This is a genomic window from Mycobacterium sp. 1274761.0 (assembly GCF_001668615.1).
GTDB lineage: Bacteria > Actinomycetota > Actinomycetes > Mycobacteriales > Mycobacteriaceae > Mycobacterium.
In genome coordinates this window covers 1-13,979 of the sequence record NZ_LZMC01000020.1, presented here as the reverse complement: position 1 = coordinate 13,979, position 13,979 = coordinate 1, and the positions used below count along the sequence as shown (strand labels likewise).

Annotated in this window: 11 protein-coding genes; 6 read left to right on the top strand and 5 right to left on the bottom strand. The window is 68.5% G+C overall.

What is annotated here, in order from left to right:
- Positions 1 to 9 precede the first annotated feature (9 nt).
- The 3 genes from fdh to nrfD are packed head-to-tail and all read left to right on the top strand — an operon-like array spanning position 10 to position 5,137.
- On the top strand, positions 10 to 3,279 hold the full coding sequence (fdh, locus tag A5651_RS03205) for a formate dehydrogenase (RefSeq protein ID WP_156662558.1): 3,270 nt from the start codon (positions 10 to 12) through the stop codon (positions 3,277 to 3,279).
- Positions 3,276 to 4,205 (top strand): 4Fe-4S dicluster domain-containing protein, encoded by a 930-nt coding sequence (locus tag A5651_RS03200; RefSeq protein ID WP_066975503.1) that lies wholly within the window; start codon positions 3,276 to 3,278, stop codon positions 4,203 to 4,205. Before fdh ends, A5651_RS03200 begins: the two co-directional genes overlap by 4 nt.
- Positions 4,202 to 5,137 carry an NrfD/PsrC family molybdoenzyme membrane anchor subunit gene (gene nrfD, locus A5651_RS03195; protein ID WP_082943569.1) on the top strand — a complete coding sequence of 312 codons (936 nt, stop codon included), beginning with the start codon at positions 4,202 to 4,204 and terminating at the stop codon, positions 5,135 to 5,137. The genes A5651_RS03200 and nrfD overlap by 4 nt, the downstream gene beginning before the upstream one ends.
- A gap of 67 nt (positions 5,138 to 5,204) precedes the next feature.
- Here the strand turns inward: nrfD and A5651_RS03190 are convergent, their stop codons facing one another.
- Positions 5,205 to 5,522: a hypothetical protein gene (locus A5651_RS03190; protein WP_066975501.1), complete on the bottom strand. Its 318-nt coding sequence runs from the start codon at positions 5,520 to 5,522 to the stop codon at positions 5,205 to 5,207.
- Between the two features lie 52 nt (positions 5,523 to 5,574).
- Between A5651_RS03190 and A5651_RS03185 the strand changes: the two genes are divergently transcribed.
- The gene (locus tag A5651_RS03185; protein WP_156662556.1) at positions 5,575 to 6,507 is read left to right on the top strand and encodes an NAD(P)/FAD-dependent oxidoreductase; all 933 of its coding nucleotides are present in this window, start codon (positions 5,575 to 5,577) and stop codon (positions 6,505 to 6,507) included.
- Here A5651_RS03185 and A5651_RS03180 read toward each other — a convergent pair.
- Together A5651_RS03180 and A5651_RS03175 are read right to left on the bottom strand one after the other, a co-directional pair.
- Positions 6,492 to 8,003: an MFS transporter gene (locus A5651_RS03180; RefSeq protein ID WP_231988533.1), complete on the bottom strand. Its 1,512-nt coding sequence runs from the start codon at positions 8,001 to 8,003 to the stop codon at positions 6,492 to 6,494. The two genes, A5651_RS03185 and A5651_RS03180, sit on opposite strands and share 16 nt — an antisense overlap.
- Positions 8,004 to 8,021: 18 nt before the next feature.
- Positions 8,022 to 8,453, bottom strand: coding sequence for a lipoprotein LpqH (locus tag A5651_RS03175; RefSeq protein ID WP_066975499.1), 432 nt, complete (start codon positions 8,451 to 8,453; stop codon positions 8,022 to 8,024).
- Between the two features lie 166 nt (positions 8,454 to 8,619).
- Here A5651_RS03175 and A5651_RS03170 point away from each other — a divergent pair, with 166 nt between their 5' ends.
- On the top strand, positions 8,620 to 9,948 hold the full coding sequence (locus A5651_RS03170) for a DUF4407 domain-containing protein (RefSeq protein ID WP_066975497.1): 1,329 nt from the start codon (positions 8,620 to 8,622) through the stop codon (positions 9,946 to 9,948).
- Here the strand turns inward: A5651_RS03170 and A5651_RS03165 are convergent.
- Positions 9,934 to 10,497, bottom strand: coding sequence for a TenA family transcriptional regulator (locus A5651_RS03165; protein WP_066975495.1), 564 nt, complete (start codon positions 10,495 to 10,497; stop codon positions 9,934 to 9,936). The genes A5651_RS03170 and A5651_RS03165 overlap by 15 nt on opposite strands.
- A 13-nt stretch (positions 10,498 to 10,510) precedes the next feature.
- Positions 10,511 to 12,220: a hypothetical protein gene (locus tag A5651_RS03160; RefSeq protein ID WP_231988531.1), complete on the bottom strand. Its 1,710-nt coding sequence runs from the start codon at positions 12,218 to 12,220 to the stop codon at positions 10,511 to 10,513.
- A gap of 147 nt (positions 12,221 to 12,367) precedes the next feature.
- Here A5651_RS03160 and A5651_RS03155 point away from each other — a divergent pair.
- A partial coding sequence (locus A5651_RS03155; RefSeq protein WP_197496522.1) for a hypothetical protein occupies positions 12,368 to 13,979 on the top strand: 1,612 nt, incomplete at its 3' end.

The following is a 13,979-nucleotide window of genomic DNA, read 5'->3' as shown; positions in this document are numbered from 1 at the left end:
GAGGACGGCGTGGACCTCAGGGGTTTGTTCGAGTCGTGGCCGGTGTACCGGCAGCTCACAGGCGCAGACAAGCTGGGCCGCGGCAAGGCCGCGCAGTCCAAGCGATCCAGCACGCTCACGCCAAGAACCGCCGAGGCCGACCACATCGCCCACTCGGTCTGCCCGTTCTGCGCCGTCGGCTGTGCGCAGAAGGTCTATGTCTCCGACGGCAAGGTCATCCAGATCGAGGGCAATCCCGCCAGCCCGATCTCCCGAGGCCGCCTGTGCCCCAAGGGTTCTGCGAGCAAGCAGCTCGTCACCGGCCCGCAGCGGCTGACCAAGGTCCGCTATCGCGCGCCGTACGCCACCGAGTGGCAGGAACTCGACCTCGACACCGCGATGGACATGGTCGCCGACCGCGTGCTCGACGCCCGCGAGAAGGGCTGGCAGCAGTTCGACAAGGATCGCAACACGCTGCGCCGCACGATGGGCATCGCGAGCCTGGGCGGAGCGACGCTCGACAACGAAGAGAACTATCTGATCAAGAAGCTGTTCACGGCTCTCGGCGCATTGCAGATCGAGAACCAAGCCCGCATTTGACACAGCGCCACGGTTCCCGGTCTGGGAGCCTCCTTCGGTCGCGGCGGAGCGACGGACTATCAGCAAGACCTCGCCAACTCGGACTTCATCGTCATCATGGGGTCGAACATGGCCGAGGCTCATCCGGTGGGCTTCCAGTGGGTGATCGAGGCCAAGCTCAACGGGGCGCGCGTGGTGCACATCGACCCGCGGTTCACCCGCACCAGCGCGCTGGCGCATCAGTATGTGACGCTGCGCGTCGGCACGGACATCGCGTTCCTCGGCGGGGTGATCAACTACATCCTGTCCAACGAGCTCGACTTTCGCGAGTACGTCACGGCCTACACCAACGCGTCGTTCCTCGTCGACGAACGCTTCTGCGACACCGAGGATCTCGATGGGCTGTTCAGCGGCTACGACGAGGAGACCGCGTCGTATCGCACCGAGACGTGGCAGTACGAGTCGACCGGTTCGCCGGTGGGCGGCGCCGAGTCGAAAGAGCATGCGACACAAGACGTTGCGGGCTCCGGCGGATCACCGATGGACGACGCCGCCGGCGACATCCCGAGTGACCCGACGCTGCAGCATCCGCGGTGTGTCTACCAAATCCTCAAGCGGCACTACGCCCGCTACACCCCGGAGATGGTCGAACGGGTGACCGGCGTCCCCGCCGATGTGTTCCTCGACATCGCCAAGGCCTGGGCGCAGAACTCGGGCCGCGAACGGACAGCGGCGCTGGTGTACAGCGTCGGCTGGACGCAGCATTCGACGGGTGCGCAGTACATCCGCGCCGGCTCGATCATCCAGTTGCTGCTGGGCAATATCGGCCGCCCCGGCGGCGGGGTGTTCGCGCTGCGCGGGCACGCCAGCATTCAGGGGTCGACGGATGTGCCGACGCTGTTCAACCTGCTGCCCGGTTATCTGGCGATGCCGCGCGCCGGCCACGAGACACTGGCCGACTACCTCGACGTCATCAAAGGACAGAACCAGAAAGGCTTCTGGTACAACTCCGATGCCTACATGGTGTCGCTGCTGAAGGAGTACTGGGGTGAGCATGCGAGCGCTGACAACGACTACTGCTTCGACTATCTGCCGCGAATCAACGGCGACCACGGTACCTATCGCACCGTGATGGACATGGTCGACGGCAAGGTGTTCGGCTACTTCCTGGTCGGGCAGAACCCGGCGGTCGGGTCGGCGCACGGCCGGCTGCAACGGCTCGGTATGGCCAACCTCGACTGGCTGGTGGTGCGCGATCTCGTCGAGATCGAGAGCGCGACGTTCTGGAAGAACGCACCCGAGATCGAAACGGGCGAGATTTCACCGGACACCTGCCGCACCGAGGTGTTCCTGTTCCCCGCCGCGTCGCATGTCGAGAAGGCGGGTACGTTCACGCAGACGCAGCGCATGCTGCAGTGGCGCGAGAAGGCCGTCGACCCGCCCGACGATGCCCGATCGGAGCTGTGGTTCTTCTACCACCTCGGCCGTATTCTGCGCGAAAAGCTCGCCGGCTCAACGGATGAGCGCGACCGTCCGCTGCTCGAGTTGTCGTGGGACTACGCGATGGACGGTGACGAGCCGTCGGGTGAGGACGTGCTGCGGCGCATCAACGGCGTGGACCTGACGACGGGCCGCGCGGTGAATGGCTACACGGAGTTGAAGGCCGACGGCTCGACCATGTGCGGCTGCTGGATCTACAGCGGCGTGTACGCCGACGAGGTGAACCAGGCGGCGCGGCGTAAGCCGCACGACCAGCAAGGGCCTTACGAGAACGAGTGGGGCTGGACGTGGCCGATGAACCGCCGGGTGCTCTACAACCGGGCGTCGTGCGATCGGCAGGGCAGGCCGTGGAGCGAACGCAAGAAGCTCATCTGGTGGGACGCCCTAAAAGGCGAGTGGACCGGATACGACGTGCCCGACTTCGAGAAGAACAAGCCGCCGGACTACCGACCCGACGCCGACGCCGTCGGTGTGGCCGCATTGCGCGGCGATGACCCCTTCGTCATGCAGGCCGACGGCAAGGGGTGGCTATTCGCGCCGAACGGGGTGGCCGACGGCCCGCTGCCCACGCACTACGAACCGCACGAATCACCGATCCGCAACGCGCTTTACACGCAACAGGGCAACCCGGCGCGCAAGGTGTACGGCCGCGCCGACAACCCGTCGAACCCGTCGCCGCCGGAGCTGCACGGCGAGACGTTCCCGTACGTGTTCACCGCAGCGCGGCTGACCGAGCACCACACCGCCGGCGGGATGAGCCGGCAGCTGCCCTATCTGTCCGAGCTGCAGCCCGGTTTGTTCGTCGAGGTGTCACCAGCGCTGGCCGTGGAACGCGGTCTGACGCACATGGATTGGGCGCATGTGATCACCAGCCGCGCGGCGGTGGATGCGCGGGTGTTCGTCACCGACCGGATGCGGCCGTTGCGGATCGAGGACCGCGCCGTGCATCAGGTGTGGATGCCGTATCACTGGGGCAACGTCGGGTTGATCGACGGTGATGTGGTGAACGATCTGCTCGGCGTGGTGGCCGACCCGAACGTCTTCATCCAGGAGAGCAAGGTCGCCACCTGTGACATCCAGCCGGGTCGGCGGCCGCGCGGCCCCGCGCTGCTGGAGTACATCGCGATGTACCGCGACCGCGCGGGCATCACCGCTGAGACGGGCACCCGGTTGGACACGACCGACGGCGAGGACGGGTTGCACACCGAGGAGACGCCATGAGCCAGAAGCGAAGCGGATCGCGCAGAGACACAGCCGAGAACAGTTTCTACGGCCCGCTGGCCGACCCGGCGGGCAACGCGGGTTACGGCGAGCACCCACCGCGGATGGGGTTTTTCACCGACACGTCGGTGTGCATCGGCTGCAAGGCGTGCGAGGTGGCGTGCAAGGAGTGGAATGAGGTGCCCGTCTCGGGGGATGGGGACGGGTTCAATCTGCTGGGCATGTCGTTCGACAACACCGGCAACCTGGGGGCGAACTCGTGGCGGCACGTAGCGTTTGTCGAACAGCCCGCACCGGTCGACCTCGGCATGCCGTCGTTGTCCCGCCCGGGTGACGGGTCCGGCGCGGAGACGCGACAGGACTTCCGGTGGCTGATGAGCAGCGATGTGTGTAAGCACTGCACACATGCGGGCTGCTTGGATGTCTGCCCGACGGGCGCGCTGTTCCGCACCGAGTTCGGGACAGTCGTTGTGCAGCAGGATATTTGCAACGGGTGCGGCTACTGCGTGTCGGGTTGCCCGTACGGGGTGATCGAGCGGCGCGAAGGCGACGGCCGGGCGTGGAAGTGCACGCTGTGCTACGACCGGCTTCGCGACGGCCTGGAACCGGCGTGTGCGAAGGCGTGCCCGACCGACTCGATCCAGTTCGGCGTGCTGGACGAGTTGAGAGAGCGAGCGGCGCAACGGGTTTCGGATCTGCACAGCCAGGGTGTGGAAGAAGCCAGGCTGTACGGCCATGACCCGAACGACGGCGTCGGCGGCGACGGGGCGTTCTTCCTGTTGCTCGACGAGCCGGAGGTCTACGGGCTGCCTCCCGATCCGGTGGTGCCGACGCGCGATGCAGGAGCGATGTGGCGGTATGCGGGCGTCGCGGCCTCCGCATTGGTCGGTCTGGCGGTGTCGGCGTTCGCGGGGCGGAGGCGATAGTGCGCGAGCCCGAGTTCCGGTCGTACTACGGCCGCCAGATTCTCAAGACGCCGGTGTGGAACTGGATGATCGCGGCGTACCTGTTCTCCGGCGGGCTGTCGGCAGGCTCGGCGATGCTGGCGGCGGGTGCGGATCTGACGGGTCGGCCCGGTTTGCGCAAGGTGAGCCGAATCGGTTCGCTGGGAAGTGTATTGGCGAGCCTGTATTTCCTCGTCGGCGATCTGGGCCGCCCGGAGCGGTTCCATCACATGCTGCGGGTGGCCAAGCCGAGCTCGCCGATGAGCATGGGCACGTGGATTCTGTCAGCCTATGGGCCGGGCTCCGGCCTCGCCGCGGTTGCGGAGTTGATGCCGCGGCGGCTAGGCCGGACGCGGTTGGGCCGACTCGTGGCATGGTCTGCGCGGCCCGCCGGATTGTGGGCGGCTGCGACCGCGCCAGGAGTCGCGTCTTACACAGCAGTTCTGTTGTCGCAGACGGCGGTTCCTGCATGGCGGGAGGCGCACCCGTATCTGCCGTTCGTGTTCACCGGGTCGGCGGCGGCGAGCGGCGGGGGACTGGGCATGCTGCTGGCTCCGGTCGACGAAAGCGGGCCTGCGCGGCGGATGGCCGTCACCGGCGCTGCCCTGGAACTGGCGGCGTCACGCACCTTGGAGCAACGGCTCGGACTAAGCGCTGAGGCGTATGCGACCGGCCGCGCGCACCGGTTGCGGAGGTGGTCGGAGATCTTGACCGTCAGCGGCGCGGTCGGAGCGGTGGTCGGCGGGCGCCGGCGCTCCGTCGTCGCGGCGTCCGGGCTCGCTGTGTTGGCCGGCAGCGCGTTGCAGCGCTTCGGTGTCTTCGAGGCGGGCGTGGCGTCCACGAAGGATCCGAAGTACGTCGTCGTCCCGCAGCGGGAACGGCTCGAGGCGCGCCGTCTGGCTCGCCGAGCGTGAACTTATTGCCCACAATCGCGCGATCTTCCGACAACAACTTCACGCTCGAGGAAGGGCCGAGACCCCCTCAGTCGCGAATCTGGATGTCGTCGACGCCGCGGTTGCACTCCGCGCTGAAGGCGTTCAACACGTGCTGTTCGGGTGAGGGGGTCCAGCAGTCCCACCCGTCGAAGCGCACCCATTCCCCGTCGCGCACCACCGAGGGATCGGTCAGATACCGATCGATGACGCCCATCGCGTCGGCGCAGGTGATGCTGCCCGCCGCGACGGTGACGGTGTTGTCCCCGACGGGCCCGCACTCGTCACCCGCCTCGCCATAAGCGGCCGCCGGTGGCGTCAGCGCGACAGCGATCAACGCGGCCCCGGCACAGTGGCGAATCGGCATGGCGCGACTCTATCCGGGATTCGACCCAGCCCACCTGGGTACCTGAGTGGGCGTGAGCATTGAATGGGAATGCGCCGTCGTCGGCGCGGGCGCGGCCGGTCTGAGCGCCGCGCTGGTGCTGGGCAGAGCGCGTCGCCGCACCGTGGTGATCGACGCGGATCAACAGAGCAACCGGGCGTCGGACGTCATCGGCGGGTTGCTGGGTTACGACCAGCGTCCGCCCGCGGAGTTGTACGCGGCGGGCCGCAGGGAGCTAAAAGAGTATCCGAGCGTCGAGTACCGCTGCGGGTCGGTCAACAGCGGCCGTCGGGAAGACAACGGCTTTGTTCTGGAGGTCGACGACGGCGAGATCGTTCAGGCGAAACGTGTGCTGCTCGCGACCGGCATGCAGTACTGCCCGCCGGAGCTGCCCGGCCTGGCCGAGCTGTGGGGCACGTCGGTGTTCCAGTGCCCGTTCTGCCACGGCTGGGAGATGCGGGACAAACGGCTAGCGTCGTTGGCGTCCGGTGAAGAGGCGGTCCACTCGACGCTGATGTTGCGGGGGTGGAGCGACGACGTCGTCGCGTTGACCGACGGACGATCAGATCTGTCCCCGGACGACGAGAAGGCATTGCGCGCCGCTGGGGTGACGATCGACGACCGCCGTGTCGTCGAATTGATAAGCCAGAGCGGCACTTTGACAGAGATCGCGTTCGCCGACGGCGCGCGGTTGGAGCGCGATGGGCTGTTGGTGGAGGCGCCGCTGCAGCAGCGATCGGCGTTGGCGGAGCAGCTGGGCGCCTCGTGCACGCCGAGTCCGCTGGGCCAGGCGATCGGCATCGACGAGATTCACCGCACGGAGGCGGGCGGGGTCTTCGCCTGCGGCGACGTGTGCACCCAGCAGCCGCATCTGGCGGGCGCGATCGCGTCGGGATCACAGGCCGCAATGATCGTCGTGCAGAGCTTGCTGGCCGACGAATACGGCTTGCCCTATCCGCCGTCCTGACGCGGCTTGATCAACCACAGAGCGAGGACGATCGCGAACACGGGTCCGACGGCCATGATGAGGCTCAGCGTGTGAATCGCGTCGACGGCGTTGTGCGGGGCCTGCTCGATCACCAGCTGCGCCTGCTGCGGGTTGACCAGATGTGCTTGGCGGCCGCCGTGGGCGGTCACCAGGGCCTCGCGGGCTTCGGAGCGGTTGATTCCGGACCGCGACAGCTCGTGCACGCTGTCGGTGAGAAACAGGTTGACACCGACGAGCGCGAAGAGCGCTGGCCCGAGCGAGTATCCGCCCTCGTTCACGGCGCTCTTCACCGCTGAGATGGCACCGCCCAGATCGGGCGGCGCACTGCTCATCATGATCGTGGCCTGTGGCGTGGTGACGAGCGCGCCGCCGACGACGATGAGCGCGGTGGTGGCGAAGACGACCGGCCGTGTCGTGGCCAGGTCGAAGCTCCGCAACACAAGCAGGCCGCCGAGCATCACGACGAGCCCGCTCGTCATCACCGTTCGCGGGCCGAAGCGGTTGGCGGCCGGGCCCGCGGACGTCGCGGCTAGCGCCGCCATCGCGGTCGCCGGAATCAACAGCAGCCCGAACAGCTCGTGGGATTCCTTACGGATCGTGACGAGGTAGAACGACAGCAGCACCATCGACCCGCCGAGCACGATGTTGAACACCACACCCGCGGTGACCGCGGCGTTGAACCGGCCGGAGCGGAACACCCGCATGTCCAGCGCGGGCTCCGGCGTGCGGAGCTCCAGCACGACGAATCCGCAGCCGGCCGCCAAGCCCACGGCCACCGACACGATGCCGACCGCGTCGACGCCGGTTTCCATCCGCGAGGTGCCGAAGATCAGCGCGAGCAGGGCGACGGCGAACAGCGCTAGGCCCGGCAGGTCGAGCAGGCGCGAACCGGGCGTGGTCTCAGGCACGAACCGCCAGGTGATGACCAATCCCAGCGCGGCGATGACCGGCACCACGAAAAAGCATGCGCGCCAGCCGACCGCATTGGCGAGCATGCCGCTGAGGGCAGGTAGCGGCGTGGCGACGGCGTAGCCGACGCCGAAGTAGGCGGCGATGGCCGCGGCGCGCCGACCTGGCGGGAACACCGCGTTGGTGAGCGCCAGCGACAGGCCGATGAGGAATGCCAATGTGACGCCCACACCGGCGCGCGCGACGATCAGTACCGCGGGAATCGGCGCGGCGGCGGCGAGCGCGCTGAAGGCGATCGCTCCGGCCAGCCCGATGAGATACATGCGGCGCATGCCGTATTTGTCGCCGAGGGCGCCTGCGCTGAGCACCGCGGCGGCCATGGTCAGCGTAGCCAGGCTGGCGACGAAGGTGGCGGTCGATCCGGTGATGTGCAGACCGGCCGAGACGACCTGCAGATTGGCCGACAGGATCGTGGGGTCGCCGATCGAGATCGCATAGCCCAGGCCCATCGCGACGACGGTCATCGCCGCGGCGACACCGGAGACGTAGCGGGTATCCGTCAGCACGTGCGGTGATGCTACGGCTCAGCAGGGTGCCTCGATGCTGAACGGCAGGTTCTGCGTTTGCCCCGGATGGGCGGGATCGGAGACGACGGCGGTACCGGTGATCTTGTAGGCGCTGCTGCCGTTGGCCGACGCTTCAGCCTTGCCGTTGCCGCTTCCCGCGATGCCGTTGAGCCCTTGAATGTTCTCCAGGCTCACCGTCCTGACGACCGGCTTTGCCGCACCGAGTTCCAGCTGCGCACGCGCGTTTCCGGGAGAGGCGACCGCCCGGATCGTCAACAGTTGCTCAACCTGGGTGCACGTCACCGATTGCGTCGGTGAGGACTTGTCGCCGAGTGTGATTCGGCCCGAGGTCCGCGAAGGTTCGGTCGGCTCGGTGCCGACCAGGCCGCATCCGCCGGCGATTGCGACCGCCGCGAACGCCGTCGTCAGGCCGAAAAATCGCGTGTGCATTCAACACTCCTCCCCAATGCGGCGAGGGTTACCCACAATGCGGCGCGAACTACACGTGGCGCGTTGGATGTGCATACGCGACGGCGCCTATGAGACGATGGCCCACAACCCACGCTGGCGTGCCGATTCCGCCGCGTAACAACGTAACCCGGTTTATGGAGTTCTGATGCCGAACAGAGGTTTTGGTGTTGTTGTCACGCGCACGCAGGCGCTGGCGTATGCGGTTGTCGCGATCGTCATGGGCGTCGTTGTCGGCGAGCTCGTGGCGATGCTGATCTTCGCGGGATCCAGTTCCCGATGGATCGACGAGCACGCCGCGCGCAACGCCGACGCCGCACCCGCCGTCGCCGCCGCGTCCGAGGAACTGGAGCGCAGCCGCCAGGCGCGCACTGCTCTTGACGACGCCGTCGTGGACGCGAACCGCCGCCGTGAAGAGGCATTGGTCGTCGCGCGCTGCGAGTTCAACCCGTCGCCGGCCTGCCCGCAGACGCACATCACTGGCGTTCCCGGTGTCGGGCCCGAAAACCGCACGGCCGACGGGTTTCTCGCCGACACGCAGCGGCAGCTGGACAAGGCCGTCACAGAACGCGATCGCCTTGCACCGTCACTGGACACTGCGATCGCCGACGATCAGCGGACGCTGATGCAGGCGCGTGAGGCCGCAATCGCGAGCGCAGACCGCGGGTTCGGCGCGCGATGGGTGGCGATGAACAGCTACACGTTGTCCAGCGCGGGTGCGACGGTGTTGCGCGCGCTGCTGACCGGAGTGTTCATCGTGTTGTTCCTCTTCCCGTTGATCCTGCGTCTGTCGCGGGCGAAGACGACCGAGGACCGCCGCACGGCCGCACGCGCGGAGCAGGAGCGGGCCGATCTGGAGGCCGATACGGCGATCGCGGTGAAGCGCGCCGAGGTGCGCGCCGCGATCGAGACCATGAGGGCTGACCAGGAGCTGGCGTCGGCCCGCATGGAGCTCGAGGCGCAGCATGAGATCGAACGCGAGGAGCAGCGTCGTCGCGTCGCCGCAGCGTTGGATGCGCCGCCGATTCAGGAGCCGATTCAGGTGTCCTCGGAGCGGGTCGAGCAGGACGAGTCGGACAACCTGCCTGCGTTGACTGAAGCACCGGCGGTCGTGGAGAGGCGCGGGGCGATCCCCGGCGTGCCCGACGTCGCGAAGGCGGCCGCACGCTGGGTGCGGCCGTTCGTGCCGCCGATCGTCGCGACTGCGATCGACACGACGACGCGGCCCCTGCGCGCTGCGCGCCAGGTATTCGAGGAGACCGAAGAAATCCACTTCTCGTTGAAGCGCAGCCACAAGGTGAGCGTGACCTCCGAGGAGACGGCGGAGCCCGATTCGGCCGAGGAGCAGTGGGTCGAGGGAAGGCCGGCGACGTCGGTCAAGCAGGCACCCGTGACACGCATCGAGCGTCCGACGCGTACGACGACGTCATTGCGCGCCGGCGACGGGCAGCGGGAACTGCCGTCAGCCGACAGATAGCGCCATATCCCAGAACGCCGCCTCGTGGGTGAGCACGGCGCCGACGAGGTCCGCATGATCGTCGGGGGTGGCCAGTTCGCCGAGCGCGTCGACGTAGCCGGCGAAGTCCGGCGCCGACCAGTGCTCGACGAACTCGCGCAGCGGTGAGGACTCCGACGCCGCTGACGTCCACGCCAGCAGGTAGACCCGTTCGAGCACCCACAGCGCCGTGAATGCGGCGTCGAACGGCGCCGCGTCCAGCCGCTGCAGCAGGTCGCGGTAGGCGAGCGTCGCGGGTAGCGCCGGGGCGCCGAGGTCCAGCCCCCGGCGAGCCGCCTGCTCCTCGAACCAGTCCAGCTCGGCCACCAATGCGACGCATCCGCCGGCGAGCACGCCCTGCGCCGGTCGCGGCGCCCGGGCCAGTAGCCGCGCCTGGAACGTCAGCAGGTCGGCGACGAAGATCGCGTCCTGCACCAGCCAGCGGTCGAACGCGGAATCGGTGATTGTGCCGTCGCGCACCGCATCGAGAAACGGATGCTGGGTGGCGGCGGCCCACAGGTCGTCATGCACAGCACGAGGCTAATCAGCCGTCGGTGGCCGGCCCCTTCGTCGTCGGCTGATCGCCGTCGTCATCCGACGGCCACGCGATTGTGGGCTCGGATGCCGGCTGGCGACGGATGATGCGCAGTGCGGTGGTCGGCGCGGGCATGGCTTCGGTCGGCGGAGACGGCAGCACCGTCGTCGAATCCTCCTTCAGCCGAACGATTTTCGGCACCGACGGGACAGGCCGCGCCACGGTCGGTGCGGACGGTTGCGGCGCAGAAATCGGCGATTGGGCGGCAGGAACAGACGCCGGAGCAGCAGGCGCGCGATTCTCGCGGCGGCGCACCCAGTAACCGGCCAGCGGCCCGGTGAACAGCATTACCACCAACACCGCGAGGCTCAGCAGGCAGACGGTCACGTCGAACATGCTGCTGATCTGCTGGGCGAGGTTGTTGCCGAAGACGGTCTGCGGCGACGGCTCGGCGTAGCGCGGCGCGAGTGCCACGCCGATGGCCAGATTGGCGACGGTAAACACGAACAGCAGCCCGCTGAATGCCGCGATCACCGTCAACACCAGCTCGCCGCGGGCCAGTTGGCGCAGCAGCCACCGCGCGATCACACCGGTGATCAGGTTGAACACCGTCATCGCCACGGTGTCGTACAGCGCGCGGTGCAGATCCAGCGACCATGCGATCAGGTAGTCGACGACGCGCAGTGCGGCCGCGGCGAACGCCCAGAACGCGATCAGCGTCAGGCATTTCTCCGCCGCAGAGCGGTAGGCCCCCAGCGTCGGCGGCTTGATCAGGAAGATCGCGTACAGCGTCGTCGGTGCGACGATCGCCGCGGCCGCCGCCCAGAACAGGTAGCCCTCGTACCCGATGGCGGCCGTCGAGGTGTTCTGCGCGATGCCGTGGAAGGCGTCGACGTCACGCCCGACCGGCAGCAGCCAGACCAGCGTGGCCGCCAGCGCACCCGAGACGCCCACCGCCGTGGTGGCCAGCCGCGCGGCCGCCGTCTTCTCGAGAAGCCAGCGCGACGCGATGACCAACGCGATCATCGCCGCCGCCCCGTAGAGCAGCGTGGTGACGATGGTCGCGATGTCCTGGCCGCCGAACTGGCCGTTGGTGACGAACAGATAGCGCAGCCGCCAGTACACGTTGTAGGCGACCGACAGCGTCGCCAGCGCGATGGACGCCGCGCCCAGCAGTCGCGCCGTGGCGTACCAACGCCGAAAACCGTTGTCTTCCAGGGTGATACTGGTGATCGGAGGCTGCGCCGCTAGCAGCGCACCGGCGATTCCGAGCATCAGGCCTGCCCCGATGCCGGGCGGCGTCAGGCCGGTTCCGCCGGTGCGCTCGGTCTCGACCACCTGATAGATGACGAACCCGACCGCGACGACGGCATAGGGAGCGGCCAGCAGTAGCCGAAGAAGGCTGATGCGTCGCACGTCCTGGCCGGCGTCCGTGAGCCGGAACGGGCCGATGTGCGGCGCCAGCGCGGCGGCCAGCGCGAGCAGCGTCACGACGGCGACCACTGCGAACAGCGAGCCGTCGCTGCCGGGTATGCCGAGCCCGAAGTCGAGGTTCCACGGCAGCAGCAGCGCCAGCACGAGCAGGCCGACCGCGACGCCGTCACGCAGCATGTTGGCGCGCACGGGCACGTAGCCGACCCGGGGCGACCGGGCGACGACGGCCGCGGCACGGGTCGCCACCGCGACGGTCTCAGGCGCGTCGTAACGCTGGTCGCTCACGGGGCGATTCCTCTCGCAGGTGACTAGTGGTCACTTTTTACTGCACGCAGGCCGACGGGCATCGGTTCAACCACCCAGGATGCCAAAAGGTGTGCGGTAGCTTTGGAACTTCGCGGAAGCGCGGTCGGCGAGGAGGAGAGTGAACCTGTGGACGTAGTCCTCGGGGTGGCCGTCACGGGACGCGTTGCGCGTCTGGCGATGGTCGATTTGTCGGCCTCGGACGGCCAGGTGCTCGACGAGTATGCGCTCGACCTGACCGACGACTCGTCGAACGACCTTGCCGACACCATCGTCGGCACGTATCGGGCGGTCGCCGACTCCGGCAACCGGGTCGCCGCGACGCGGCTGTGCCTGCCCGACGCATCCGAGGCGGAGACGCTGCGCCAGACCGTGTCGAACGCCGGCGTGCAGAACGTCGAGGTGGTGTCCGAGACCGCAGCGGCCGCAGCGGTGGCCCGCAGTCTGGGCGCCGACGCCGCGCTGCTGTTGGCCGACGACGACACCGTGGCGCTGACAGCGGTCGGCGAAGACGACGGGTGGACGTCGGTGCTGGCGTCGGTGCCGATCGGTGCGGGCGGTGCAGCCGTCGCGTGTGCGACGGTGTTGCAGCAGGTGCCCAGCGCGGACGCCACGACCCGGGTCATGCTGGTGGGGCAGCGGCTGGATCTGGATTCGATTGCGGCAGAACTACATTCCATGATGCCGGTGGAGGTTCCGCCGGATCCTGGCTTCGCGATCGCCCGCGGTGCCGCGCAGACGGCCGGGGATGGCGGTGTCGCCGCCGCGGGTGCGGCGACGCAGATGGCGCCTGCCGCCGACGCGACGGCGATGGGCCTGGCGGCCGCGGAAGCCACGCAGATGGCACCGGCGGCCGGTGATGCCACGCAGATGGCGCCCGCTGCCGCCGATGCGACGCAGGCGGCTCCCGCTGCTGAGGGCGTCGTCGGGCCGCTGCTGGCCTACTCGCAGGAAGAGCCCGACCCGTACGAGATGTCCCCGGAATCGGTCGAGGAGTTCTTGCCCGAGCAGGAGGACGAGTCGCCCTACACCGCGGTGATCGCGCCGCCGCCGCCGAAGACGCTGTTGATGGGCAGCGCGATGGCGTTCGTGGTGATGGCGTTTACATCGCTGGCCGTTGCAGTCGCGATCAACATCCGGCCGGTTGCCGACGTCGAAGCGCAGCCGCTGCCGCCCGTGCAGTCCGACACGGTGCCGGGCCGCTATCTGCCTGCGGTGCCGCACGAGCCGGATCCGGTGGCGTTGCCGGCGGCGGTGGTGTCGCCGCAGCCCGCCGCTCCGCTGCGGCCGAACATCCCGATCAATCGCGCCCCGGCGCCGCTGAACGTGCCGTCGGCGCCGCCAGTCGTCGTCGACCCCGGCCAGGCGCCGGTGCCGGTTCCCGAGGTGCCGCCGGTTCCGCCGACGGTCATTCCGCCGTGGGATCCGTTCCCGAGGCCGACGTGGCCGTTCCCGACGCCGACGACGACCACGACGTCGCCGACGACCACCACGACAACTCCGACGACCACCACGACTACGACGACCACGACGCCTACGACCACCACGCCGACGACCACGACAACGACGACCACGTTGGCGCCGCCGCCGGTCATCCAGGCTCCGCCGCCACAGCAGCAACCCCAGCCGCAGCCCGAGCCGGAGTACAAGCCGCCTGCTCTCGCGCCTGCTCCTGCTCCGGTGGCCCCTGCGCCCGCCCCGGTTGCTCCGGCACCTGCTGCGGTCGCGCCGGCTCCGGCAC